The organism is Curtobacterium sp. VKM Ac-1376, from assembly GCF_015351025.1.
Taxonomy (GTDB): Bacteria; Actinomycetota; Actinomycetes; order Actinomycetales; family Microbacteriaceae; genus Curtobacterium.
Genome location: NZ_JADKRV010000025.1, coordinates 1 through 25,551, shown reverse-complemented (window position 1 = coordinate 25,551; position 25,551 = coordinate 1). Strand labels below are relative to the sequence as shown.

Here is a 25,551-nt window from a genome sequence, read left to right as displayed (position 1 = left end):
CAAACCTCCGAGGGAGCTGATCTGTAACGAGACGGTCACGATCGTGATCCCCATGTGCGCAGGCGACACGCCGAGGGTGGGGTACAGAGGTCGCCGGGATTCCGGAGGACGTCGATTCGCTCCGGGGGACAAGCGGCCGCTATGTTTGAGTGTCCCCACAGGCCCGACGGCCGGGGGGCACGACGACCAGAACGCGTCCGTGGCCAGCAGCGCCGCGATCGTACGGTCGGCCGGACCGGGACCGCCCCGAGCGTGGTCCCAGCGTGCGTGATCGCTCGCCCTGCGCAGTGGCGCCGGGCTCGACGTGGCCGTGCGCATCGTCCAGGGCGACCCGTTCGCAACCACACCGTTGCCGCACGTGCGCTCCGTTCGCCGTGGTGACGCGAGGAGCCCAGTTGTCCATCGCCCCATCTGAGAACCGGCACGGCACGTCGCCGAGTCCGACCGACGACGCCGCGGTCAGTGTCCGCGGCGTCTACAAGGTCTTCGGCCGCCGACCTGCGGAGGCCGTCCGTCGCCTCGCCGCCGGTGCTACCCGGGACGAGGTCCGCGAGCAGGGATCCGCCGCGGTCATCGATGCATCGTTCGACGTGCGTCCCGGTGAGATCTTCGTCGTCATGGGGCTGTCCGGCTCCGGCAAGTCCACACTCATCCGGATGCTCAACGGCCTGCTCGAACCCACCGCCGGCGGTGTCGAGATCGGCGGTCGCACGGTCACGAAGGCCACGCCGAAGGAGATCCGCGACATCCGACGGTCGAGCGTGTCGATGGTGTTCCAGCACTTCGCCCTGCTGCCGCACCGCACCGTCCTGGAGAACGTCGCGTTCGGCCTCGAGGTGAACGGCGTCGACAAGGCGACCCGGCTCGCGAAGGCCCGCGAGGTGATCGACCTGGTCGGCCTCGACGTGTGGGCGGACGCGAAGCCCGACGAGCTGTCCGGTGGCATGCAGCAGCGCGTCGGCATCGCCCGCGCCCTCGCGGCCGAGACGGACGTCCTGCTGATGGACGAGGCGTTCAGCGCGCTCGACCCGCTCATCCGCCGTGAGATGCAGGAGCAGCTCGTCGACCTGCAGCAGCGGCTCGGCAAGACCATCGTCTTCATCACCCACGACCTCAACGAAGCCATGTTCCTCGGTGACCGGATCGCCGTGATGCGCGACGGCCGGATCGTGCAGATCGGGTCCCCGGAGGACATCCTCACCGACCCGGCGAACGACTACGTCGCCCAGTTCGTGCAGGACGTCGACCGCGCGCGGGTCCTCACCGCCTCGAGCGTGATGGAGCCCGCCCGAGCCGTCGTGCCGCTGACGGTCGGCCCACGCGGCGCGCTCCGCGTGATGCGCGACCTGCAGACGGCCGCCGTCTTCGTCACGGGCCGCGGCCGGAAGCTCGAGGGCTGGGTCCGCGACAGTGACGTGATGCGGCAGGTGAAGGCCGGTGACACGAACCTCGACGCGATCGTGAACACCGCGTACGCGGTGGTGGCTCCGGACACCGCACTCACCGACCTGTTCGAGCTCGCCGTCGAGTCACCGCTGCCGATCGCCGTGGTCGACGACCAGGAGCGACTGCTCGGCGTCGTCCCGCGGGTGACGCTGTTGGCGGCGCTCGGCAACGTGCCGACTGCCACGATGCCGATCCCGGTGCTCGAACCCGTGACACGCATCAGCGACTCGGACATGGACTCGACGCTCGCGACCGGCGAGCAGCTGGTCCTCGACGCACCCAGGACTGCGGACGCAGTCTCCACGAACGGATCGACGGGAGTCGACGCATGACCAGTCTCTTCGGATTCCGACTCCGGCTCGGAGACGCGGTCGACGCGGTCGTCGAGTGGATCACCACGTACCTCGGCGGCTTCTTCGACGTCGTCGCGTCGATCTTCACCTTCTTCTACGACTGGATCGAGTACTTCCTGACGTCGCCGCCCTTCTGGGCCGTCATCGTCGTCCTCGGTGCGCTCGCGTTCTGGGCGAAGGGGTGGAAGCTCGCACTGGGCACCGTCCTCGGGCTCGCGCTCATCGCCAGCATCGGCGAGTGGAGCTACGCGATGGAATCCCTGACGCTCGTCGTCGTGGCGGCCGGCATCGCGATCGTGCTCAGCCTCCCGCTCGGCGTCTGGGCCGCTCGGTCGGACGGCGCGAGCCGGACGATCAAGCCGGTCCTCGACTTCATGCAGACCACACCGGCCTTCGTGTACCTGATCCCCGCGCTCATCCTGTTCGGCATCGGACCGGTGCCGGGCATCATCGCCACCATCGTGTTCGCGATGGCGCCCGGTGTCCGCCTCACCGAGCTCGGCATCCGCGGGGTCAGCGCCGAGGTCGTGGAAGCAGGGGCCGCCTTCGGTTCCAGCCCGTGGCGCATCCTCCGCCAGATCCAGCTGCCCCTGGCACGGCCGAGCATCATGGCCGGCGTGAACCAGGTGATCATGCTCTCGCTGTCGATGGTCGTCATCGCCGGCATGGTCGGCGCTGGAGGGCTGGGTGGGCAGATCGTCGCCGCCCTGAACCGCATCGACGTGGGCCTCGGCTCTGAGGCCGGCATCTCCGTCGTGGTGCTCGCGATCGTCCTCGACCGGCTGACGGCGGCGTTCGGTGGTGAGCGCACCGGTCGTCGTGTCCGGAAGCCCGCCGCCCCGAGCGGCGAGGCCCCGCGCGAGACGGCGCAGCAGCAGGCGGAGCAGCCCGTCCCGGCGAACGCGTGACGAGCGGTACCGCTCGCACAGCCCCCAAGACCGCACGGTGACAGCACGCCGTGATCACGACGCCCGCCACCGGATCTCCGGCACGTGGCGTCGAACCCGGAAGGAACCCATGAAGAACCGCACCAAGACCCTGTCCGCCCTCGGACTCGGCGCAGCAGCAGCGCTCGCACTGAGCGCCTGCTCGCCCCCCGGCTCGAGCAACTCGTCGGAGACCCTCGACAACGGCGACAAGCAGGCCATGAAGATGGTCGTCTTCAACGGCTGGGACGAGGACACCGCGGCGAGCGAGCTGTGGAAGTACGTCCTCGAGCAGAAGGGCTACGACGTCGAGCTCGACTACGCCGACCCCGCTCCGGCCTACCAGGGCCTCGCGCAGGGCGACTACGACGCCGTGCTCGACACGTGGCTGCCGAACACCCACAAGGCGTACATGGAGAAGTACGGCGACACGCTCGACGACCTGGGGTCGTGGAACGACCAGGCCTCGCTCGAGTTGACGGTGAACGCTGACGCACCCATCGACTCCCTCGCCGACCTGGCCGCCCACAAGGACGACTTCGGTGGTCGGATCGTGGGCATCGAGCCGGGTGCCGGTGAGACCGCGATCGTCAAGGACAAGGTCATGAAGGCCTACGGACTCGAGGACTGGGAGCTCGTCACGAGCTCGACGCCGGCGATGCTGTCCGAGCTGAAGAAGTCGGAGAAGGACGGCAGCGACATCGTCGTGACGCTCTGGCGTCCGCACTGGGCCTACAGCGCCTTCGACGTGAAGGACCTGGAGGACCCGAAGGGCGCCCTCGGCGACAACGAGAGCATCCACACCGTCGTGAACGAGGACTTCGGCGACGACTTCCCGCAGGCCGAGAAGTGGCTGAAGGAGTTCGAGATGGACTCGGACACCCTGTACTCGCTCGAGGACGTGCTCGTGAACAGCGGCGCGGACCAGTCCGAGTACCAGTCGATCGTCGAGAAGTGGGTCGGCGAGAACGAGGACTACGTGGACTCGCTCACGTCCGGCAAGTAGCGAGGTCGGTCCGACATCACGATCGGAGGCCCGGTGCGCGTCGAGCGCACCGGGCCTCGTCGCGTCCGTGGCCGGCTTCCTGGACGACGCTCGTCGTTCCTTGCTTGCATGGACGGATGGACATCCTCCTCCGACTCCTCGTCGCGATCGGGTTCGCCCTGCTCATCACCGCCGTCGCCGCCCTCGTCCTGCACCTGGTGCTCCGGACGATCGCACGCCGGGAACGATGGGCCGGCGTGCTGTCGCGGCGGATGAAGCACCCGTTCCGCAGCGTGCTCCTGGTGGTCCTGCTCTGGATCGCGTTCACGTCGAGCATCCCGCGGAACGCCGAGGTGTACCCCTGGCGGGACGGGGTCGTGCACGGGTTCCTCATCGTCACGATCGCGCTGGGCTGCTGGTTGGCGTGCCAGATCGCGATCTTCCTCGAGGACCTGGGCCTCCACCGGTTCCGCATCGACGTCCCCGACAACCGTCAGGCAAGGCGCATCCGCACGCAGGTGCTCATCATCCGGCGCCTCACCGTCGCCCTGCTCGTCATCATCGGGGTCGGCGCGATCCTGCTCACGTTCGACGGCGTCGAGGCTGCCGGAGCGAGCGTGCTGGCGAGTGCCGGTCTCATCTCGGTCGTTGCCGGCCTGGCGGCGCAGTCGACGCTCGGCAACGTCTTCGCGGGCATGCAGCTGGCGTTCTCCGGGTCGATCCGCGTGGACGACGTCGTCGTGGTCGAGCAACAGTGGGGCCGGATCGAGGAGATCACCCTGACCTACGTGGTCGTGCACCTGTGGGACGACCGGCGATTCGTGCTGCCGTCCACGTACTTCACCTCGACGCCCTTCGAGAACTGGACCCGCACCGGCAGCGAGCTGCTCGGCGCCGTCGAGTTCGACCTCGACTGGGGGGTGAGTCCGACGGACATGCGTGCCGAGCTCGACCGGATCCTCGAGACGTCGACGATCTGGGACCGGCGTGTCAAGGTGCTCCAGGTGACCGACGCGGTCGGCGGGCTCGTGCGGGTGCGCATCCTCGTCACGGCACCGGACGCCGGCGGGCTGTTCGACCTCCGCTGCTACGTGCGCGAGGAGATGGTCGAGTGGATCCAGCGCACGCACCCGGATGCCCTGCCGGTCCAGCGCGTGCAGCTCACCGAACCGACCGCCCCGGCACTCCGCCGACGCGGGCGCCCGGCGGAGGGGGACTCGCAGCTGTTCGGCGACGACGAGCGCGGCGCGCTCTTCACCGGACCGATCCAGACGTCCGGTATCCCGGAATCGGAGCGCTGACGGCTCCAGACCCGCATCACGACGGACGGGAGGCCCGTGGCGGATCCGCCACGGGCCTCCCGTCCGTCATGGGGTCGCTTCCACGCCCTACTGCCGTGCCTTGACCGCTCGGTCGTCCTCGACGACCGTGCCGATCGCCACGACCGTCGTCGCGAGCCACGCGACCCACGTCAGCGCGAGCCGCCAGTCGCGCGGTCCCCGCCGGGTGGTCTGCAGCACGCTGTAGCCGCTGATGAGCGAACTCCACACCGCACCGTTGAACATGAACTTGCGCACAGAGGCCTCCTGTCGTCGTACCGTCAACGCTACCGGCCCGTACATTGGAGCGCCGCCGGGCCCTGCCGTCGGCGTCGGGAAACGAGGAGCGTTCGTGCGACAGGCGGTCATCGGAGCGGCCTTGCTCGTGGTCGGCGCGGTGTGCGTCGTGTCCGGGCTGCTGCCGCTCGGCGACCTCGGGGTGCTGGCCGAGCGGGTCCTGCCCGTGCTCGGCTTCGTGCTCGGGCTGACCGTCGTCGCCGAGCTCGCGGCGGATGCCGGCGTGTTCGACCGGCTCGCCGACGTCGCCGCTCGGGCCGGCGGCGGACGGACGATCGGGCTCTGGGGTGCGGTGGTCGTGCTCGCCGTGCTCTGCACCGTCTTCCTGTCCATCGACACCACCGCCGTGCTCCTCACCCCGATCGTCATCTCGCTGGCACGCCGGGTGGGGCTGCCCCCGATGCCGTTCGCGCTCACCACCGTCTGGCTCGCGAACACCGCGTCGCTGCTGCTGCCGGTGTCGAACCTGACGAACCTGCTCGCCGTCGACCGGATGGGACTCGGCGGACCGCTGGCCTTCGCCGGACTGATGGCGTGGCCGGCCGTGGCGGGGGTCGTCGTCCCCTGCGTCGTCCTGCTCGTGGTGTTCCGCGGCCAGCTGTTCGGCCGGTACACCCCCGTGTCGGTGCGTCGTCCGCGCGACCCGGTGTCGTTCTGGGCCGCGTCCGCCGTGCTGGTGGCGCTCGTCGTGGCACTGACCGCCGGGGTGACGGTGTGGGTCGCGGCGACCGTGGCGGCCCTGGTGCTCGTCGTGGTCGCGGTGTTCCGGTCGCCGTCGGAACTCCGGCCGTCGCGGGTTCCGTGGTCGACGCTCCTGTTCGCCGCCGGGCTCTTCGTCGTGGTGGAGACACTGCACGGCACGGGTCTGACCGACCCGATCGTGCAGGCGCTCGGTGACGGCACGGGCACCGGGCCGCTCCTGCTGCTCGGGGGAGCGGGCGCGGTGGCGGCGAACGCGATCGACAACCTGCCCGCGTACCTGGTGCTCGAGCCGGCCGCCGGGCACGAAGCCCTGCGGTCCGCGGCCCTGCTCATCGGCGTGAACGCGGGGTGCCTGGTGACGCCGTGGGCATCGCTCGCGACGCTGCTCTGGCACGCGCGCCTCTCCGCTGAGGGCGTGCACCTGTCGTGGGGGCGGTACGTGGCGCTCGGCTGCCTCGTGGCACCGCTCACCGTGGTGGCGGGCGTCCTCGCGCTCGCACTCTGATGCGGTCAGCGGTCCGCCGCGGCTGCGCCTCGTCCGTGGTCGCTTCGTCCCATGGTCCTGGGCGCGCTCAGAGCCAGTCGCGGGTCTTGAACACGCGGTAGAGCACCAGTGACGACGCGACGATGATCGCGAGCGACGCCCAGAGGCCGCTCCAGGCGCCCTCGCCGGGGAACGCGACGTTCTGCCCGAAGAAGCTCGTGACCCCGGTGGGGATCGCGATGATCGCCGCCCAGCTCGTCACCTTCTTCATCACCGTGTTCTGCCGGTTCGACGCCAGGTTCAGCGTCGTGTCCAGGACGCTCGACACCGCGTCGCGGAGCTGTTCGACCGAGTCGGCGATCGAGACGAGGTGGTCCTCGACGTCGCGGAAGTACGGACGGATGCCGTTCGAGATCGTCTCCGCGTCACCGTGCAGCAGCGAGGCCACGCTGTCCCGTGTCGGGACGATCAGGCGCCGGAGCACCCCCAGGGTCTTGCGGAGTCGGAAAGACCGCCGCTGGATCTGCTGTTCGCGGGGGTCGCCGGGCTCGAACAGGTCGTCCTCGAGCGCGTCGATCTGCCGCTCCAGGTCCTCCACCGTGTCCGTGGCACGGTCGACGACGGAGTCGAGCAGGGCCCAGACCAGCCAGGACACCCCGTGATCCGCGATGTCGGCGTTCGCGGTGAGTCGGTGCTCCATCCGGGTGGTGTCGACGTCGGCCCCGTGGATCGTCACCAGGGCGCGCTCCGTGACGAAGGCCTTCACCTCGTGCAGGACGAGGTCACCGGCGTCGTCCGTGCCGCCCACGTCGTAGACCACGAGGAACAGGCTGTCGCGGTACCGGTCGAGCTTCGGACGTTGCCCCTGCTCGACGGCGTCCTCGACGGCGAGCGCGTGGATGCCGAGTTCCTCCTCGATCTGCTCGAGGTCGCTCGCCGCGGGGTCGGTGTAGTCGACCCACACGAAGGTGTCCGCGTCGGCGACGAGGTCGGAGATTCGGTCGACGGGGAAGTCCCGTTCCACCGCGTCGCCCTTGCACCACGCCCGTGTCCTGACCATGGCCGTCAGCCTAAGTGAGACGGCCGACCCGGAGTCCCGGGTCGGCCGTCGTGTGTTGCCGCACAGGCTGCGGCGGGTCGTTGCTCAGTACGCGGAGACGAGCGTTCCGTCCTCGACCTTCAGGTACTGGTACACGTCGAACGAGTCCGAACCGCGCTTCTTGTCGCCGAGGTACGAGGTGTAGTCGTACTCGACCGTGCCGTCCTGGCTGCTGGTCACCATGACGGTGCCGGAGCCGGAGGTCTCGACCTCGAGCTCGGGCATCGACGTGACGTCGTACCGCACCGCGCCGTCGGCGTCGTACGGCCCGTACCAGGGGCAACCGCTCAGCGCACTGAGGTCGGTCTTCTCCGCGCAGTCGTCGATGAGGTCCGTGACGTACTGCTCGGCGTCCTGTTGGAGGGCCTTGGTGGCCTTCGGCGCGAAGTCGACGTAGCCCGAGGAGGCCGCTCCGACGGCGACCTTCTCGGTGCCGCCGGTGAAGTACTTCGTCCCGCCCACCGTGACCTGGTAGGAACCCGGGTAGGCGAGGGACGTGAACTTGCCGTCGCTGATCTCCCCGACCTCCTTGCCGCCGATGGTCACCGGTGCGCCCTCGAGCACCTCTGATGCCGTCAGGGTCACCGTCTGCGCGAGCGGCTCCGTGACGCGCCACTCGTCCTTCACCAGGAACGAGGTGCCGGTGCGGCGGAGGGACACCTGGCCCGACCGGTTCTTGCCGTCCTGCGTGTAGCTCAGGGTGGCGATCGCAGTGTCACCGCTGCGGGCGACCCTGCCGACGCGGATGTCTGACGGGCGGTCCTTCGCGCTCTTCAGCACGGTCGAGTCGAGCATCGCGGAGTCGTCCGGAACCTCGCTCAGGTCCGCGGCGGTGTCCGCGTCCCCGCTGGCGATGGCCTGGACGTAGGACTTCACCGTCGGCGCCGGGCCCCACACGTTGGCGCGGAGAACGCTCGTCGTGACGGCACCGGCGATGACGACGACGACCACGGCGCCGCCGGCGATGAGCGAGCGGACCAGGATCTTCTTGGCGCGGGGCGACATCGGTGCGGGCGCGGGGGCACCTCCGCCGATGAAGGGCTGCCCGGGCTGAGCAGCGTAGCCGGGCTGAGCAGCGTAGCCGGGCTGAGCAGCGTAGCCGGGCTGAGCACCGTAGCCGGGCTCCGACCCGGATGTCCCGGACCCGGACTGCGGGTACGGCGCCTGCTGGTCCGCACCGGAGGGAGCAGACCAGGCCGCGGCGGCCGCGGCCGCGGGAGCGGCGGGGGCTGTCGAGTCGACCGGCGCCGCGGCCGGAGCCGCCCAAGCCTGGTCAGTGCCCGGGGCGCCGCCCGATGCCGGACCGGCCGGAGCACCCGGACCGTCGGGCGTCGCCCGATCGCCCGCTGCCGCCGGCACTCCTGCACCCGTGTCGGGCCCGACCGGGAACCCCGGTGCGGCGATCGGACGCGGGTCTGCGCCGACCACTCGTGACGTGCGCAGCACCACGCCGCCACCGAGGCGGGGGAGCAGCACCGGTGCGAGGTACCGAGCGACGACCTCGATCGCGCCACCCCACAGGGCGAACACGAGCGGGGTCCACGGGGTGATGCCGATGGAACCGGACCCGCTCACTGCGCTGGCGCCGCTCACCTGGTACGAGACGACCCCGGTGCCGAGGACGAAGAGCAGGAGCCCGAGTGCGAACCACACCAGCGGCGTGACGACCCAGTCGAGCGTGGTGCGGATGCGGTCGTTGCGCCGCACGGCGAGGGCGAGACCGGCCGCGACCGAGGTGACGAGCACGAACAGCACGACGAGCCAGGTCCAGCCGCCGGCACCACCGAACACCGACGCCGTGTCGCCGGCGCTGCCGAACCCGGAGGTCCCGACGCCGCCGAGGAACCCGAGCGCGGTGAGCCCGACCGCGACGTTGCCGAGCAGCAGGGGCAGCGCCGCGCCGTACGACGGCTGGGCGATCAGGGCGACGACGATGACGACGAGGGCGACCAGCACGACGATGACGGTCAGTTGTGATGCCGCGATGCGGAGTGTGCCGAGCAGGCGTGCCGCGAAGACGTTGCCGCCGGCGAGGACCGAGGGACGCGCCAGGAGTGCTGCCAGGGCGCCGATGACGAACGCCCCGAGCACGCTGCCGACGCCGACCGCGTGCACGGGGTCGATCGACGCGCCGGACACCGAGGGGAACCGGATCGCGAACAAGCCGGCCGCCGCGTTCGTCAGGACCGTGGTGACCAGGCCGGAGACGACGGCGGTGACGAGCACCTGGGTGCGGCCGAGGCCACGCGTGCGGATCCGCCGGGTGAGCACGACGGCGAGGACGACCTGTGCCGTCAGCACCAGGGCCGGGACGACCGCGAGGGCGCCCGATCCCGAGCCGAGGAACCCGATCGACCCTGCCAGGTGCAGGCGGCCGAGGTCGGCGAGGGCGACGAGCTGCGCCGGGGCACCGAGGAGCACGCTCACGCCGGAGAGCAGCGACTCCACGTCGGGCGCGGCGCCCGAGCCCAGGTCCGACCCGGTGCCGGTGCTCGAGCCCGTCGAACCGCTGCCGCCGGAGGCGAGCACCGCCACGGTGATGAGCAGCGAGAGTGCAGCGACGACGTAGGCCGCGACCCAGCCGCCGACGGCGGCGAGCACGGCCGCCAACCAGTCACGACCCGATACGGACCGCAGGAACCGACCGAAGGCGTCGGACGACTGCGCGGCGGGGGCGGGCTGTCCCGACCACTGGGACGCGCCTCCCGGCTGCTGCTGCCAGGCCTGCTGCGCGCCGCCCTGCTGCTGCCAGGCCTGCTGCGCGCCGCCCTGCTGCCATGTCGGCTGCCCCTGCGGGGTCTGCGGGCCGGACTGCTCCGGCTTCCCTGGCTGCCCCGGTGGGACGGGTGGGTTTGGCGGGTTCTCGCTCACGGCGGGGGTCCTCTCCGACCGGGAGGCCGGCGCCGTGGTCCAGCACCCGTGTCCCCCCGACACGTGCCTGCAGCGTACCGGAACCGCCGATCCGCCGTGAATGCCCTGTCCGGCCGCTGGTAACTTCGGCATCGCACCCCGGCGCACCAGGCCGGACCGATGCACCCGGCACCCGCCGGGCGGAACGGAGATCACACCAGCCCATGCCTGCAGACCGCACCGAACAGACCCGCTACTCGTTCGTCGTCGCCTCCAACCGTCTCCCGGTGGACCGTGTCGTCGACCAGGACGGCAACGAGGGCTGGCGGCACTCGCCGGGTGGCCTCGTCACCGCACTCGAACCCGTGATGCGCGCGAACGACGGGGCCTGGGTCGGGTGGGTGGGACAGCCCGAGGTCGAGGTCGCGCCGTTCGACAACGAGGGCATCCACATCGTGCCGGTGCCGCTCTCCGACGACGACGTCGCGGAGTACTACGAGGGCTTCAGCAACGACACCCTCTGGCCGCTCTACCACGACGTGATCGAGCACCCCAGCTACCACCGCGACTGGTGGAACGCGTACAAGCGGGTGAACCAGCGCTTCGCCGAGCAGATCGCGGAGATCGCCGAGCGGGACGGCATCGTCTGGGTGCAGGACTACCAGCTGCAGCTGGTGCCGGCGCTGCTCCGAGCCGAGCGTCCCGACCTGACCATCGGCTTCTTCAACCACATCCCGTTCCCGCCGGTCGGCATCTACGCCCAGTTGCCGTGGCGCGCGCAGATCCTGGACGGGCTGCTCGGTGCCGACGTCATCGGGTTCCAGCGCCACGACGACGCGAGCGACTTCCTCCGCGCGGTCCGGCACATCAAGGGCTACACGACCAAGGGCACGACCATCGACGTCCCGGTCGACGACCCGGCCGCTCCGCGCAGTCGCAAGGGCATCACGGTCCGGCACGTCGAGGCGCGGCACTTCCCGATCTCCATCGACGCCGAGAGCTTCGAGGCGATCGCCCACCGGCCCGAGGTGCAGGAGCGCGCACGGGAGATCCGCGCGAGCCTCGGCAACCCGAAGACCGTCCTGCTCGGAGTCGACCGGCTCGACTACACCAAGGGCATCCGGCACCGCATCAAGGCGTTCGGCGAGCTCATCGAGGACGGCCGCATCGCGGTGGAGGACGCCGCCCTCGTCCAGGTCGCGAGCCCGAGCCGCGAGCGCGTCGACTCCTACGCCACGCTCCGCGACGAGATCGAGCTGAGCGTCGGCCGCATCAACGGTGACCTCGGCGTCATCGGTCACCAGCCGATCTCGTACCTGCACCACGGTTACCCGCGCGAAGAGATGGTCGCGCTGTACCTGGCCGCCGACATCATGCTCGTGACCGCACTGCGCGACGGCATGAACCTCGTCGCGAAGGAGTACGTCGCCGCCCGCTTCGACAACGACGGCGTGCTCATCCTCTCCGAGTTCGCCGGCGCGGCCGACGAGCTCAAGCAGGCCGTGATCGTGAACCCACACGACATCGGCGCGCTGAAGGACAGCATCGAGCGCGCCATCGAGATGCCGCGTCGCGAGCGATCGACCCGTATGCGCGCGCTCCGCAAGCGCGTGCGCGACAACGACGTGGCGCGCTGGTCGCGTTCCTTCCTCGAGGCGCTCGACCGCCACGCCCCGCGCACCGCCCAGATCGACCCGTCGGTCGCGGACCCGCGTGGGACGCACCGCGAGGCGCAGACCGACAACACGTCGATCTTCGACCAGGACGCCCAGTCCGCCAGGGCCGCCGAGGACACCCGGGAGGACCGTGATGCGTGACGAGACGACGACCGGCGACCTCGACGCGGCCCTCGAGGCGCTCGCGGCTGCGCCGCGACTGATCGTCGCCCTCGACTTCGACGGCACGCTGGCCCCCTTCGCCGACGACCCGTCGCAGGTCGGAGCGCTGCCGGGTTCCTGGGCCGCCGTCCTGACCCTGAACCGTGCGAAGGACACCGAGGTGGTGCTCGTCTCCGGACGTCCCCTCGGCAGTCTCGCCGCTGTGACCCACGCGCCGGAGGACATGGCGCTGGTCGGTTCGCACGGGGTCGAGTGGCGCGTCGACGGCCACGCCGAGGCCGCGCTCACCGCCGACGAACTCGAGCGCGTCGCGCGCATCGGTGCTGCTCTCGACGAGGTCGGCGCGCGGTTCCCGGGCGTCGTCGTCGAGCACAAGCCGGCCGGTCACGGCGTGCACACCCGGCGGGTGTCCGCCGACGTGGCGAGCGAGGCGAACGCGGCGGCGAGCCGTGCGGCACACGACGCCGACCCCGAGGTGCTCGAGCGTGGCGGCAAGGACATCCTCGAGTTCGCGGTGCGACACGTCACGAAGGGTGACGCGATCGTCCGGCTGCGCGACCTGCACGGGGCGGATGCGGTCTTCTTCGCGGGTGACGACGTCACCGACGAGGACGGCTTCCGGGTGCTCGGCGAGGGGGACGTCGGTGTGAAGGTCGGCCCGGGGGAGACGCGAGCCGGCTTCCGGATCGACGACCCTGCGGCCCTGACCGGGGTCCTGAAGCAGCTGGCGAGGCTCCGCGCCACCCGGTGACGGGGGTGACGTGTGCCTCCCGACCGCCCTCGAACATGCGAACGCATGTTGTTGCGCGACTGGTATCCCAAAGCGTCCTAGACTCGCTCCATGCCTGATATCGACGTCAAGCCGCGCAGCCGGGTCGTCACCGACGGGATCGAAGCAACCACCTCGCGTGGCATGCTGCGGGCCGTCGGTATGGGAGACGAGGACTGGAGCAAGCCGCAGATCGGCATCGCGTCCTCGTGGAACGAGATCACGCCGTGCAACCTCTCGCTCGACCGCCTCGCGCAGGGCGCCAAGGAAGGCGTGCACTCCGGCGGCGGCTACCCGCTGCAGTTCGGCACCATCTCGGTCTCGGATGGCATCTCCATGGGCCACGAGGGCATGCACTTCTCGCTCGTCTCGCGCGAGGTCATCGCTGACAGCGTCGAGACCGTGGTCAATGCTGAGCGGCTCGACGGCACCGTGCTGCTCGCCGGTTGTGACAAGTCGCTGCCCGGCATGCTGATGGCCGCCGCGCGCCTCGACCTGGCGAGCGTCTTCCTCTACGCCGGGTCGGTCATGCCGGGCTACGTGAAGCAGGCCGACGGCACGATGAAGGAAGTCACGATCATCGACTCCTTCGAGGGCGTCGGTGCCTGCAAGGCCGGCACCATGTCCGAAGAAGAGCTGAAGAAGATCGAGTGCGCCATCGTCCCGGGCGAGGGCGCCTGCGGCGGCATGTACACGGCGAACACGATGGCTTCGGTCGCGGAAGCCCTCGGCATGTCGCTGCCGGGCTCCGCCGCCCCGCCGAGCGCCGACCGCCGACGTGACTACTACGCGCACCGCTCCGGCGAGGCCGTGGTGAACATGCTCGAGCACGGCATCACCGCTCGCCAGATCCTGACGAAGGAAGCCTTCGAGAACGCGATCGCGGTCGCGATGGCCCTCGGCGGCTCGACCAACGTCATCCTGCACCTGCTCGCGATCGCCTACGAGGCCGAGGTCGAGCTGTCGCTGGACGACTTCAACCGCATCGGCTCGAAGGTCCCGCACCTCGCCGACATGAAGCCCTTCGGCAAGTACGTCATGGTCGACGTCGACCGCAACGGCGGCATCCCCGTGATCATGAAGGCGCTGCTCGACGCGGGCCTGCTGCACGGCGACTGCATGACGGTGACGGGCAAGACCGTCGCCGAGAACCTCGCCGAGATCGACCCGCCGGCGCTCGACGGTGAGGTCTTCCGCACGCTCGACAACCCGATCCACGAAACCGGTGGCCTGACGGTCCTGCAGGGCTCGTTCGCGCCCGAGGGTGCCGTGGTGAAGACCGCCGGCTTCGACGCCTCCGTGTTCGAGGGCCCCGCCCGGGTGTTCGACCGCGAGCGCGCCGCGATGGACGCCCTGACCGAGGGGCGCATCCAGAAGGGCGACGTCGTCGTCATCCGGTACGAGGGCCCCAAGGGCGGTCCGGGCATGCGGGAGATGCTGGCGATCACCGCGGCCATCAAGGGCGCCGGGCTCGGCAAGGATGTACTACTCTTGACCGACGGTCGATTCTCAGGCGGCACAACCGGCCTCTGCATCGGCCACATCGCACCGGAAGCAGTGGACGCAGGTCCAGTCGCTTTCGTTCGTGATGGCGACCGCATCCGTGTCGACATCGCGGCTCGTTCGCTCGACCTACTGGTCGACCCGGCCGAGCTGGAGGCCCGCCGTGACGGCTGGGCCCCGCTGCCCCCGCGCTACACCCGCGGAGTCCTCGCGAAGTACGCCAAGCTCGTCAAGTCCGCCGCCCAGGGCGCGGTCACGGGCTAGCGTTCGACACCCGCACCATCGCCACCTCTCCAGGCAAGGACCACCTCATGCCCCCGGAAGCAACTCCGTTGTCCGCGGCCGCCGGTGCACGCCGGTCGCCGGAGATCCTGACCGGCTCGGGAGCCGTCCTCCGGACGCTCGAGCACCTCGGGATCACCGACGTCTTCGGCCTGCCCGGCGGCGCGATCATCCCGTTCTACGACGAGCTGATGGCGTCGACCACCATCCGCCACATCCTCGTCCGTCACGAGCAGGGCGCCGGGCACGCCGCCGAGGGCTACGCCTCGTCGTCGGGCAAGGTCGGCGTCGCCATTGCGACGTCCGGCCCGGGTGCGACGAACCTCGTCACGGCCATCGCCGACGCCTACATGGACTCGGTCCCCTTCATCGCGATCACCGGTCAGGTGTTCTCGACGCTGATGGGTACCGATGCGTTCCAGGAAGCCGACATCGTCGGCATCACCATGCCGATCACGAAGCACTCGTTCCTCGTCACCGACCCGGCGGACGTCCCGGCGACGCTCGCGGCCGCGCACCTCATCGCGACCACCGGTCGTCCCGGTCCCGTCCTGGTGGACATCACGAAGGACGCCCAGCAGAAGTCGGCGCCGTACGTGTGGCCGCCGAAGATCGACCTGCCCGGCTACCGCCCGGTGACGAAGGCGCACGGCAAGCAGATCACCGCGGCCGCGCAGCTGCTCTCCGAGTCGGAGCGTCCGGTGCTGTACGTCGGCGGCGGCGTCATCCGCTCCGGTGCGACCGCCGAGCTGCTCCGCTTCGCCGAGGCCACCGGCGCCCCGGTCGTCACGACCCTGATGGGCCGCGGCGCGTTCCCTGACTCACACCCGCAGCACCTCGGCATGCCCGGCATGCACGGCACGGTGCCGGCGGTGCTCGGGCTGCAGGACAGCGACCTGATCATCGCGCTGGGTGCCCGCTTCGACGATCGCGTCACGGGCAAGGCCGACGAGTTCGCGCCGGACGCCAAGGTCGTGCACGTCGACATCGACCCCGCCGAGATCTCCAAGATCCGCTACGCCGACGTCCCGATCGTGGGCGACGCGCGTGAGGTCCTGGCCGACCTGCTCGACGCCTGGGGTGGCATCGCACCCGAGACCCGCGCGTCGACCGCCGAGTGGTGGACGAAGCTCGAGCAGCTCAAGGTCGACTTCCCCCTGGGGTACGCCGAGCCGACCGACGGGCTCCTCGCCCCGCAGGCGATCATCAAGCGCATCGGTGAGCTCACCGGGCCCGAGGCCGTCTACGCCTCCGGGGTCGGGCAGCACCAGATGTGGTCCGCGCAGTTCATCAAGTACGAGCGGCCGAACGCCTGGCTGAACTCCGGCGGTGCCGGCACGATGGGCTACTCAGTCCCGGCGGCGATGGGTGCGAAGGTCGCCCAGCCGGACCGCGTGGTGTGGGCGATCGACGGTGACGGATGCTTCCAGATGACGAACCAGGAACTCGCGACCTGCGTCATCAACGACATCCCGATCAAGGTCGCGATCATCAACAACTCGTCGCTCGGCATGGTCCGGCAGTGGCAGACGCTGTTCTACGACGGCCGGCACTCCTTCACCGACCTCGAGACGGGGCACGCCTCGCGCCGTGTGCCGGACTTCGTGAAGCTGGCCGATGCGTACGGTGCCCTCGGCATCCGGGTCGAGAAGGCGGACGAGGTCGACGCCGCCATCGAGCTCGCCCTCGCGACGAACGACCGCCCCGTGGTGATCGACTTCGTCGTGAGCCGCGACTCGATGGTCTGGCCGATGGTCCCGCAGGGCGTCAGCAACTCGTCCATCGAGTACGCCCAGGCACTCGCGCCCACCTGGGACGACGAGGACGCCGACATGACGGGGGAAACCGCATGAGTCACGTCCTGTCCCTCCTGGTCGAGGACAAGCCCGGTCTGCTGACCCGTGTCGCCGGGCTGTTCGCCCGCCGCGGGTTCAACATCGAGTCGCTCGCCGTCGGCAACACCGAGGTGGACGGCCTCAGTCGCATCACGGTCGTCGTCGACGTCGAGGACCTCCCGTTGGAACAGGTGACGAAGCAGCTCAACAAGCTGGTCAACGTCATCAAGATCGTCGAACTGGACTTCTCGCAGTCGGTCCAGCGCGAGCACATGCTCGTGAAGGTGCGCGTCGACAACCAGACGCGTTCGGCGGTGCTCGAAGCAGTGAACCTGTTCCGTGCCCAGGTCGTCGACGTGGCGACCGACTCGCTGATCGTCGAGGTCACCGGTGATCCCGGCAAGATCCAGGCGATCCTCCGCGTGCTCGAGCCCTACGGCATCAAGGAGCTCGCGCGTGCGGGACTCCTCGGCATGGGTCGCGGACCGAAGAGCATCACCGACCGGGTGCGCTGAGCGCCCGTCACACCCGTCCGGGCGCCGGTGGCGCCCGTCACAGACCACAGAACCAAGGAGACACACCCTCGTGACTGACATCGTGTACGACGCCGACGCCGACCTGACGCTCATCCAGGCCAAGAAGGTCGCCGTCATCGGGTACGGCTCCCAGGGCCACGCCCACGCCCTCAACCTCCGTGACTCGGGTGTCGAGGTCAAGATCGGCCTCAAGGAGGGCTCGAAGAGCCGCCAGAAGGCCGAAGAGGCCGGTTTCGAGGTCCTCACCCCGGCCGACGTCACGGCCTGGGCGGACGTCGTCGTCATCCTCGCGCCGGACCAGGTGCAGCGCATCGTCTACGCCGACGACATCCGCCCGAACCTCAAGCCCGGTGCGACGCTCGTCTTCGGCCACGGCTTCAACATCCGCTTCGGCTACATCGAGGCGCCCGAGGGCGTCGACGTGTCGCTCGTCGCCCCGAAGGGCCCTGGGCACACCGTCCGTCGCGAGTACGAGGCCGGCCGTGGCGTGCCCGTGATCGTCGCGGTCGAGGTCGACGCCTCGGGCAGCGCGTGGGACCTCGCCTGGTCCTACTCGAAGGCCATCGGTGGCCTCCGCTCGGGCGGGATCAAGACGACCTTCACCGAGGAGACCGAGACCGACCTGTTCGGTGAGCAGGCCGTCCTCTGCGGTGGCACCTCGCAGCTCATCCAGTACGGCTTCGAGACCCTGGTCGAGGCGGGCTACCAGCCGCAGATCGCGTACTTCGAGGTCCTGCACGAGCTCAAGCTCATCGTCGACCTCATCTGGGAGGGCGGCCTCACCAAGCAGCGCTGGTCGATCTCCGACACCGCCGAGTTCGGTGACTACGTCTCCGGCCCGCGCGTGATCTCGCCGGATGTCAAGGAGAACATGAAGGCGGTGCTCGCGGACATCCAGAACGGTGCCTTCGCGAAGCGCTTCATCGACGACCAGGACGCCGGCGCACCCGAGTTCAAGGCGCTCCGTGCCAAGGGCGAGGGCCACCCGATCGAGGCCACCGGCCGTGAGCTCCGCGCGCTCTTCGCGTGGAAGCAGAACGACGGCGACTACGTGGACGGCTCCGCCGCGCGGTAGTCTTCCGAGAACCACTCGATGACGAGGCGGCGGTGCACTCTGCACCGCCGCCTCGCGATGTGACCCGAACGTTATGCAGCAACTCTTCTCAAGCCCCGACGCCGCGAACAGGCGTCCCTCCGCCGTGCGCCCGGACGATGCCCGACAGCCGTCGGCTGTGTGGCGCGCCCGCGGTCAGGACCGTACCGACCGGCATGGGATGATCGTTCGATGGCGGTGACGAAGCGAGCGGTCCACATCGGCGCCGGCAAGATCGGGCGCGGGTTCGTGGGCCAGTTCCTCGTGGCGAGCGGCTACGAGCTCACCTTCGTCGACGTCGACGAGCGCGTGGTCTCCGCCCTGAACGAAGCCGGGCGCTTCGTGGTGCACGAGGTCGGCGAGCTGCCGGTCGAGCACCTGGTCTACGGCTTCCGGGCGCTGAACAGCAAGACCGACCGCGACCGCGTGGTGCAGGCCATCGCCGAGGCCGACGTGGTGACCACCGCGGTCGGCGCCCGCACCCTCCCGCTCGTGGCGCCGCTCATCGCCGAGGGGCTCGCCGCGCGGCAGCTCGAGCGTGGTGACGTCACGATCGTCGCCTGCGAGAACGCGTTCAACGCGACGGACTCCCTGCACGCGAGCATCCGCCGCGCCCCCATCCTCGAGGACCGCGACATCGCCGCCGTCTTCGCGAACTGCGCGATCGACCGCATCGTCCCGGACCAGTCCGGTGTCCTCGGACAGTCCGGTGGCCTCGACGTCGTGCTCGAGCCGTTCTACGAGTGGGTCATCGAGCGCACGCCGTTCCTCGGCTCCGACGCCGAGCCGCCGACGATCGAGGGCGTGACGTGGGTCGACGACCTGCAGCCGTTCGTCGAGCGGAAGCTCTACACGGTGAACACCGCGCACGCGACCGCCGCCTACCACGGCTACGTCCGCGGGATCCGGCTCATCCGCGAGGCCCTCGAGGACGATGCCGTCCGCGCGGAGGTCGACGGCGTGCTCGCCGAGACCACCGCGCTGCTGGTGGCCAAGCACGGCTTCGACCCGGAGGACCACGCCCGCTACGTCGCGGCGAACCTCTCCCGCATCGCGAACCCGCACCTGCCCGACACCACGGCGCGCGTCGGACGGAACCCGCTCCGCAAGCTCGGCCGCCGCGAACGCTTCGTCGGTCCGGCCGCGCAGCTGGCCGAACGCGGGCTCCCGGTCGACCACCTGCTCGGTTCGGTGCGCGCGGCGCTCGCCTTCGACGACGAGAACGACCCGGAGTCGATCGAGCTGCACGCACTGCTGCGCTCCGGCGCCACGGCGCACGCGCTCACCGAGATCCTCACCGGCCTGATGGAGAGCCACCCGCTCTTCCCGGCCGTCCGCGACGTCGTCGCCGGGGTCCTCGAGACGCAGCCCGCGGACGCCTGACCGATCGGCCGTCCCGGTGGGCCCTGGTCTCGCCGGTGCCGGGTCCCTCGTAGAATCGGGGCATGACCACGGCTGCATCCCCACCCGACGGGTCGACCGACCCGGACGTGACGAACGCCGTCGACACCGACGACGCCGCGCTCAGCTGGGGGGACGCCCACGACGCCACGCACGTCGACGCGGCGCACAACCCCGTGGCCGTGCGCGACGGCGGAGCGCGCGATCCCGAGGCCCCCGAGACCTCCGGGGCGCTCGTCGGCTTCGGCGTCTTCGGCGGCCTCTACCTGCTCTACACGGTGGCATGGTTGCTCACCGCGTCGACCGCGTACGTCTCCGGCGTCGACGCGGTCCTCACCCTCTTCGTCGAGGTGCTCCGGTTCCTCGCGATCCTCGCACCGGCGCTCTGGTTCACGGTCGTCCTGTGGGCGGCTCGCAGCAGCCGGACCCGCACGAGACTCCTCTGGATGCTCCTCGGCGCCGTCGTCCTGTTCCCGTGGCCGTTCCTGCTGACCCGGAGCTTCGGGTGACCGGCGCCGTGCCGGCGACCACCCGCCGGCTGAACGCTTCCGTCCTCGCGCGTGTGGCCGTCTGGGTCGTCTTCGCGCTCCTCTTCGGTTACATGACGGTGCAGGCCGCGGGCAACCTGTCCCAGATCGCGCAGCGGGTCGAAGCGTTCAACGCCTTCCTCGCGACCACCTCCGGCGGCGACTCCCTGCAGACCAGCACCCCCTGGCTCTGGCTGGTCCTCGACATCGTGATCGCTCCGGTGGCCTTCGTCGCAGCGGTCGTGATCACCCGTCGGGCGAGCCTCCCGGTGACGCTCGCGGTGTTCGTGGTGGCCTTCGCGGGCGCCGGCGCCCTCTGGTTGGACCTCCAGCTGTTCGTCCCGACGCTGCTGGACTTCTGACGCGCGTGCGCGACGGCCTGGAGGCGCGGGGCGGCCCCGCCCCGCGCCTCCAGGCCGTCGCGTGGTTCTCCACCGGACCGCTGCTGCGGTCGTAACCAACGGCCCGCGTCGATAGCATGGTGGGATACCAACCGTCTCGTGTGAGGAAACAGCTGCTGTGTCGAAGCCGGTCGTCCTGATCGCCGAAGAACTCTCGCCCGCAACGGTCGATGCCCTCGGGCCCGACTTCGAGATCCGGAACGTGGACGGCACCGACCGTTCCGCGCTCCTGGCAGCGCTGTCCGACGCGCACGCCGTCCTCGTGCGGTCCGCCACCAAGGTCGATGCCGAGGCGATCGCCGCGGCCCCGAACCTCAGGGTCGTCGCCCGTGCCGGTGTCGGTCTCGACAACGTCGACATCAAGGCGGCGACGACCGCCGGCGTCATGGTGGTGAACGCGCCGACCTCGAACATCATCTCGGCGGCGGAACTCACGGTCGGCCACATCCTGTCGCTCGCGCGGCACATCCCGGCCGCGCACGCCTCGCTGGCCGCCGGCGCCTGGAAGCGCTCGTCCTACACCGGCATCGAGCTGTACGAGAAGACCGTCGGCATCATCGGCCTCGGCCGCATCGGTGCGCTCATCACGCAGCGCCTGCAGGCCTTCGGCGTCTCGGTCATCGCGTACGACCCCTACGTCACGACCGCTCGCGCGCAGCAGCTCGGGGTGGAGCTCGTCTCCCTCGACGACCTGCTGCGGCGCTCGGACTTCATCACGATCCACATGCCGAAGACGCCGGAGACCCTCGGCATGATCTCGGACGACCAGTTCGCGCTCATGAAACCGAGCGCCTTCGTCGTGAACGTCGCCCGCGGTGGCCTCATCGACGAGGATGCGCTGCACCGCGCGCTCACGTCGAACACGATCGCTGGTGCCGGCCTCGACGTCTTCGTGTCCGAGCCGCCGAAGGACTCCCCGCTTCTGGCGCTCCCGAACGTCGTCGTGACGCCGCACCTCGGCGCCTCCACAGACGAAGCGCAGGAGAAGGCCGGCGTCTCGGTCGCCAAGTCGGTCCGTCTCGCCCTCGGCGGCGAGCTCGTGCCCGACGCGGTGAACGTCGCCGGCGGGGTCATCGACCCGTACGTGCGTCCGGGCATCCCGCTCGTCGAGAAGCTCGGCCAGGTCTTCACCGCCCTCGCCACCTCGCCGGTGACGAGCATCGACGTCGAGGTCCACGGTGAACTCGCCGAGTACGACGTCAGCGTGCTGAAGCTCGCGGCTCTCAAGGGCGTCTTCACCGACGTCGTGAGCGACCAGGTGTCCTACGTCAACGCCCCGCTCATCGCGGAGCAGCGAGGGGTCACCGTGCGGCTCCTCACCGAGACCGACAGCCCGGAGTACCGGAACGTGCTCACGATCCGCGGTGCCCAGTCCGACGGCCCGGCGATCAGCGTGTCCGGCACGCTCACCGGCCCGAAGCAGGTCGAGAAGCTCGTGGAGATCAACGGCCACGACGTCGAGGTCCCGCTCGACAAGCACCACGTCGTGATGGAGTACACCGACCGACCCGGCATCGTCGCGGTCTACGGCAAGGAGTTCGGCGAGGCCGGCATCAACATCGCGGCGATGCAGATCTCGCGCGAGGCAGCCGGCGGTCAGGCGCTGAGCGTCCTGACGGTCGACTCGCCCGTCCCAGCCGAGATCCTCGAGCACGTCCGTTCGACGATCGACGCGTCCTCGCTCCGCGAGATCGACATCACGCTCTGATGGCCGCCCGGACGATCAAGCTCGCGGTCATCCGCGGCGACGGCATCGGCCCCGAGGTCATCGATGAAGCCCTGAAGGTCCTGCACGCCGTCCTGCCGGACGACCTCGTGGTCCAGGAGACCCCGTTCGCACTGGGTGCGGCTCGGTACTTGAAGACCGGCGACATCCTCACCGAGGACGACATGTCCGCCATCGCCGCGCACGACGCGATCCTGCTCGGCGCGGTCGGCGGCGATCCGCGCGACCCACGGCTCGCCGGCGGCATCATCGAGCGCGGGCTGCTCCTCAAGCTCCGCTTCGCATTCGACCACTACGTGAACCTCCGGCCGACGTCGGTGCACCCGGCCGTCCCGACCCCGCTCGCCGACCCCGGCGAGGTCGACTTCGTGGTCGTGCGCGAGGGCACCGAGGGGCCGTACGTCGGCAACGGCGGTGCCATCCGGACGGGCACCCAGCACGAGATCGCGACCGAGGTCTCGTTGAACACCGCTTTCGGTGTCGATCGGGTCGTGCGCTACGCCTTCGACCTGGCGGGCCGACGCCCGCGCCGGCACCTGACCCTGGTGCACAAGAGCAACGTCCTGGTGCACGCCGGAGCCCTCTGGCAGCGTACGGTCGCGGCCGTCGGTGTGGAGTACCCGGACGTCACGGTCGACTACCAGCACGTCGACGCGGTCACGATCCACATGGTCCGCGACCCCGCGCGGTTCGACGTCATCGTCACTGACAACCTGTTCGGCGACATCATCACCGACCTGGCCGGCGCGATCAGCGGCGGCATCGGTCTGGCGGCCTCGGGCAACATCAACCCGGACGGCACCTTCCCCAGCATGTTCGAGCCGGTCCACGGTTCCGCACCGGACATCGCAGGTCAGCAGGTGGCCGACCCCACCGCCGCGATCCGATCCGTCGCACTGTTGCTCGACCACCTCGGTCGCGGCGACCTGGCGGCGGCGGTGACGAGTGCGGTGGAGTCCGACCTCGCCGACCGGGGCACCACGCCGCGTCGCACGGCCGAGATCGGCGACGCGATCGCCGCCGCGGTCACGGCGCGCACCACCACCGCCTGAGAAGGAGTCCTCCCCATGAGCACCGACACCGCCTTCGGACTCGAGTTCGCCAGCACCCCGTCCGCCGACCGTCGCGCCGCCGCCGAACGCGAGCAGATCCTGGCGGACCCGGGCTTCGGCAAGCACTTCACCGACCACATGGCCACCGTCGAGTGGACGCTCGACGACGGCTGGCACAGTGCCTCGATCCACCCCTACGGTCCGCTCTCGCTCGACCCGAGCGCGAGCGTGCTGCACTACGCACAGGAGATCTTCGAGGGGCTCAAGGCCTACCGGCACGCGGACGGCTCGGTGTGGTCCTTCCGGCCCGACGCCAACGCACGACGCTTCCAGCGGTCGGCTCGGCGCCTGGCGCTGCCGGAGCTCCCGGTTGAGGCGTTCGTCGAGTCGATCCGCAGGCTCGTGCAGACCGACGTCGACTGGGTGCCGTCCGCGCCCGAGACGAGCCTGTACCTCCGGCCCTTCATGATCGCGACCGAGTCCTTCCTCGGCGTCCGCGCGGCCCAGGCCGTCGCGTACCACTGCATCGCGAGCCCGGCCGGGGCGTACTTCACCTCCGGGCCGAAACCGGTGTCGATCTGGCTGTCGACGGAGTACGCCCGCGCCGGCAAGGGCGGGACCGGTGCGGCGAAGACCGGCGGCAACTACGCGTCGTCGCTGCTGCCCCAGCAGGAAGCCTACGAGCACGGGTGCCAGCAGGTGATGTTCCTCGACTCGGTGGAGGGCAAGTACCTCGAAGAGCTCGGCGGCATGAACGTCGTGCTCGTGCGGTCCGACGGAACGCTCGTCACCCCCGACTCCGACTCGATCCTCGAGGGCATCACCCGCGACTCGATCCTGCAGCTGGCCGAGGACCGCGGATTGACGGTCGAGAAGCGGCGTGTGACCCTCGACGAGTGGCGCGACGGTGTCGCCGACGGCACCATCACCGAGGCCTTCGCGTGCGGGACCGCCGCCGTGGTGACCCCGATCGCCGAGCTCCGGGGCGAGGGCTTCACCATCGGCTCGCCCACCGTCGGCGCCGGGGAGCTCACCATGTCGCTGCGTGACGAACTCACCGACATCCAGTACGGCCGTCGTCCCGACCCGCACGGGTGGATGACGAAGCTGACCGACGCGTCCTGATCGACAGAAGGGCGTGGGTAGGGTCGAACAGTGAAGATCGCACGGTTCAGCAGCAAGGGTGAAGACCCCCGGTACGGCATCCTCGACGAGCGGCACCTGGTGGTGCTCGCGGGAGACCCGATGTACCAGGGCTTCGAGACGACGGGGGAGCGCGTCGCACTCGCCGATGCCAAGCTGCTCGCCCCCGTCATCCCGCGGTCGAAGGTCATCGGCGTCGGACTCAACTACTCGGAGCACGCCTCCGAGATGGACGAGCGCGCCGGGGATGACCCGGTGGTGTTCCTCAAGCCGAACACGTCGGTGATCGGGCCGGACGAGCCGATCCGTCTGCCGGCGGACATCGGCCGCGTCGACCACGAGGGCGAACTCGCCATCGTGATCGGCTCCCTCGCCAAGAACGTCCGTCGCGAGGACTTCGCGAGCGTGATCCTCGGCTACACGATCGCCAACGACGTGACGGCCCGCGACCTGCAGGCGCGCGACGGTCAGTGGACCCGGTCAAAGGGTTTCGACACCTTCTGCCCGCTCGGCCCGGTGATCGAGACCGAGATCGACCCATCGGACATCCGGCTCGAGACCCGCGTGGACGGGGACCTACGTCAGGCGGCGTCCACGAACGAGATGGTGCACGACATCCCGTCCCTCATCGAGTTCGTCTCATCGATCTGGACGCTACTGCCCGGCGACGTCATCCTCACCGGGACCCCGGCAGGCGTCGGCCAGATCCGTGACGGCGAGATCGTCGAGGTCACGATCTCCGGCATCGGAACGCTCAAGAACCCCGTCATCGCGCGCCACTGACCCGTCCGCGAACGGCCCGTTCCCCCTGGGGAGCGGGCCGTTCGTCGTCGGGCGGGAGCGTGCCCCGAACGGCGACACGCCCGGGATGTGAGCTGGCTTGGCGCTGCCGTTCACCTCTGCGTAAAGTAATCACTCGTTGCCACTGAGGCGGAGAACGGAACGGCCGAGACGGTCACGGGATGCGAGTCCCGGAGGCGCAGT

Annotated in this window: 21 protein-coding genes; 18 read left to right on the top strand and 3 right to left on the bottom strand. The window is 70.0% G+C overall.

The window, feature by feature from the left end:
* Positions 1 to 401 precede the first annotated feature (401 nt).
* The 4 genes from ITJ56_RS17015 to ITJ56_RS17000 all read left to right on the top strand — a co-directional run bounded on the left by ITJ56_RS17015 (position 402) and on the right by ITJ56_RS17000 (position 5,011).
* Positions 402 to 1,778 (top strand): quaternary amine ABC transporter ATP-binding protein, encoded by a 1,377-nt coding sequence (locus ITJ56_RS17015; protein WP_194631829.1) that lies wholly within the window; start codon positions 402 to 404, stop codon positions 1,776 to 1,778.
* Positions 1,775 to 2,707 (top strand): ABC transporter permease, encoded by a 933-nt coding sequence (locus tag ITJ56_RS17010; RefSeq protein WP_194631819.1) that lies wholly within the window; start codon positions 1,775 to 1,777, stop codon positions 2,705 to 2,707. Before ITJ56_RS17015 ends, ITJ56_RS17010 begins: the two co-directional genes overlap by 4 nt.
* Positions 2,708 to 2,816: 109 nt before the next feature.
* Positions 2,817 to 3,731 (top strand): glycine betaine ABC transporter substrate-binding protein, encoded by a 915-nt coding sequence (locus tag ITJ56_RS17005; protein WP_194631818.1) that lies wholly within the window; start codon positions 2,817 to 2,819, stop codon positions 3,729 to 3,731.
* 116 nt (positions 3,732 to 3,847) lie between these two features.
* Positions 3,848 to 5,011 carry a mechanosensitive ion channel family protein gene (locus ITJ56_RS17000; protein ID WP_194631817.1) on the top strand — a complete coding sequence of 388 codons (1,164 nt, stop codon included), beginning with the start codon at positions 3,848 to 3,850 and terminating at the stop codon, positions 5,009 to 5,011.
* Between the two features lie 87 nt (positions 5,012 to 5,098).
* Here the strand turns inward: ITJ56_RS17000 and ITJ56_RS16995 are convergent, their stop codons facing one another.
* Positions 5,099 to 5,287, bottom strand: coding sequence for a hypothetical protein (locus tag ITJ56_RS16995; protein WP_194631816.1), 189 nt, complete (start codon positions 5,285 to 5,287; stop codon positions 5,099 to 5,101).
* Positions 5,288 to 5,381: 94 nt separating this feature from the next.
* On the opposite strand from ITJ56_RS16995, the gene ITJ56_RS16990 reads away from it, so the two are divergent.
* Positions 5,382 to 6,533 (top strand): SLC13 family permease, encoded by a 1,152-nt coding sequence (locus tag ITJ56_RS16990; protein WP_194631815.1) that lies wholly within the window; start codon positions 5,382 to 5,384, stop codon positions 6,531 to 6,533.
* Between the two features lie 67 nt (positions 6,534 to 6,600).
* Here ITJ56_RS16990 and ITJ56_RS16985 read toward each other — a convergent pair whose 3' ends face one another.
* Positions 6,601 to 7,572, bottom strand: coding sequence for a magnesium transporter CorA family protein (locus ITJ56_RS16985; protein WP_194631814.1), 972 nt, complete (start codon positions 7,570 to 7,572; stop codon positions 6,601 to 6,603).
* 84 nt (positions 7,573 to 7,656) lie between these two features.
* The gene (locus ITJ56_RS16980) at positions 7,657 to 10,482 is read right to left on the bottom strand and encodes a hypothetical protein (protein WP_194631813.1); all 2,826 of its coding nucleotides are present in this window, start codon (positions 10,480 to 10,482) and stop codon (positions 7,657 to 7,659) included.
* Between the two features lie 203 nt (positions 10,483 to 10,685).
* On the opposite strand from ITJ56_RS16980, the gene otsA reads away from it, so the two are divergent.
* The 13 genes from otsA (at position 10,686) to ITJ56_RS16915 (ending at position 25,350) form a co-directional block, all read left to right on the top strand.
* Complete coding sequence (gene otsA, locus ITJ56_RS16975) at positions 10,686 to 12,278, top strand: alpha,alpha-trehalose-phosphate synthase (UDP-forming) (protein WP_194631812.1); 1,593 nt, start codon at positions 10,686 to 10,688, stop codon at positions 12,276 to 12,278.
* Positions 12,271 to 13,050 (top strand): trehalose-phosphatase, encoded by a 780-nt coding sequence (gene otsB / locus ITJ56_RS16970; RefSeq protein ID WP_194631811.1) that lies wholly within the window; start codon positions 12,271 to 12,273, stop codon positions 13,048 to 13,050. The genes otsA and otsB overlap by 8 nt, the downstream gene beginning before the upstream one ends.
* Positions 13,051 to 13,140: 90 nt before the next feature.
* Positions 13,141 to 14,835 carry a dihydroxy-acid dehydratase gene (gene ilvD, locus ITJ56_RS16965; RefSeq protein WP_194631810.1) on the top strand — a complete coding sequence of 565 codons (1,695 nt, stop codon included), beginning with the start codon at positions 13,141 to 13,143 and terminating at the stop codon, positions 14,833 to 14,835.
* Between the two features lie 47 nt (positions 14,836 to 14,882).
* A complete protein-coding gene (locus ITJ56_RS16960) occupies positions 14,883 to 16,706 on the top strand; it encodes an acetolactate synthase large subunit (RefSeq protein WP_194631809.1) in 1,824 nt (607 codons plus the stop codon).
* Positions 16,703 to 17,203, top strand: a complete 501-nt coding sequence (ilvN, locus tag ITJ56_RS16955) for an acetolactate synthase small subunit (RefSeq protein WP_123681516.1) — start codon at positions 16,703 to 16,705, stop codon at positions 17,201 to 17,203. The genes ITJ56_RS16960 and ilvN overlap by 4 nt, the downstream gene beginning before the upstream one ends.
* Positions 17,204 to 17,273: 70 nt before the next feature.
* Positions 17,274 to 18,299, top strand: a complete 1,026-nt coding sequence (gene ilvC / locus ITJ56_RS16950; RefSeq protein ID WP_194631808.1) for a ketol-acid reductoisomerase — start codon at positions 17,274 to 17,276, stop codon at positions 18,297 to 18,299.
* 210 nt (positions 18,300 to 18,509) lie between these two features.
* Positions 18,510 to 19,700, top strand: coding sequence for a mannitol-1-phosphate 5-dehydrogenase (locus tag ITJ56_RS16945; RefSeq protein ID WP_194631807.1), 1,191 nt, complete (start codon positions 18,510 to 18,512; stop codon positions 19,698 to 19,700).
* 62 nt (positions 19,701 to 19,762) lie between these two features.
* Positions 19,763 to 20,227 (top strand): hypothetical protein, encoded by a 465-nt coding sequence (locus ITJ56_RS16940; protein WP_194631806.1) that lies wholly within the window; start codon positions 19,763 to 19,765, stop codon positions 20,225 to 20,227.
* Positions 20,224 to 20,607: a hypothetical protein gene (locus ITJ56_RS16935; RefSeq protein ID WP_194631805.1), complete on the top strand. Its 384-nt coding sequence runs from the start codon at positions 20,224 to 20,226 to the stop codon at positions 20,605 to 20,607. Before ITJ56_RS16940 ends, ITJ56_RS16935 begins: the two co-directional genes overlap by 4 nt.
* Before the next feature lie 157 nt (positions 20,608 to 20,764).
* Positions 20,765 to 22,354 (top strand): phosphoglycerate dehydrogenase, encoded by a 1,590-nt coding sequence (gene serA / locus ITJ56_RS16930; protein WP_194631804.1) that lies wholly within the window; start codon positions 20,765 to 20,767, stop codon positions 22,352 to 22,354.
* The gene (locus ITJ56_RS16925; RefSeq protein ID WP_194631803.1) at positions 22,354 to 23,424 is read left to right on the top strand and encodes a 3-isopropylmalate dehydrogenase; all 1,071 of its coding nucleotides are present in this window, start codon (positions 22,354 to 22,356) and stop codon (positions 23,422 to 23,424) included. The genes serA and ITJ56_RS16925 overlap by 1 nt, the downstream gene beginning before the upstream one ends.
* Positions 23,425 to 23,439: 15 nt before the next feature.
* Positions 23,440 to 24,549, top strand: coding sequence for a branched-chain amino acid aminotransferase (locus tag ITJ56_RS16920; protein WP_194631802.1), 1,110 nt, complete (start codon positions 23,440 to 23,442; stop codon positions 24,547 to 24,549).
* Positions 24,550 to 24,579: 30 nt separating this feature from the next.
* Positions 24,580 to 25,350, top strand: coding sequence for a fumarylacetoacetate hydrolase family protein (locus tag ITJ56_RS16915; RefSeq protein ID WP_194631801.1), 771 nt, complete (start codon positions 24,580 to 24,582; stop codon positions 25,348 to 25,350).
* Positions 25,351 to 25,551: the final 201 nt, after the last annotated feature.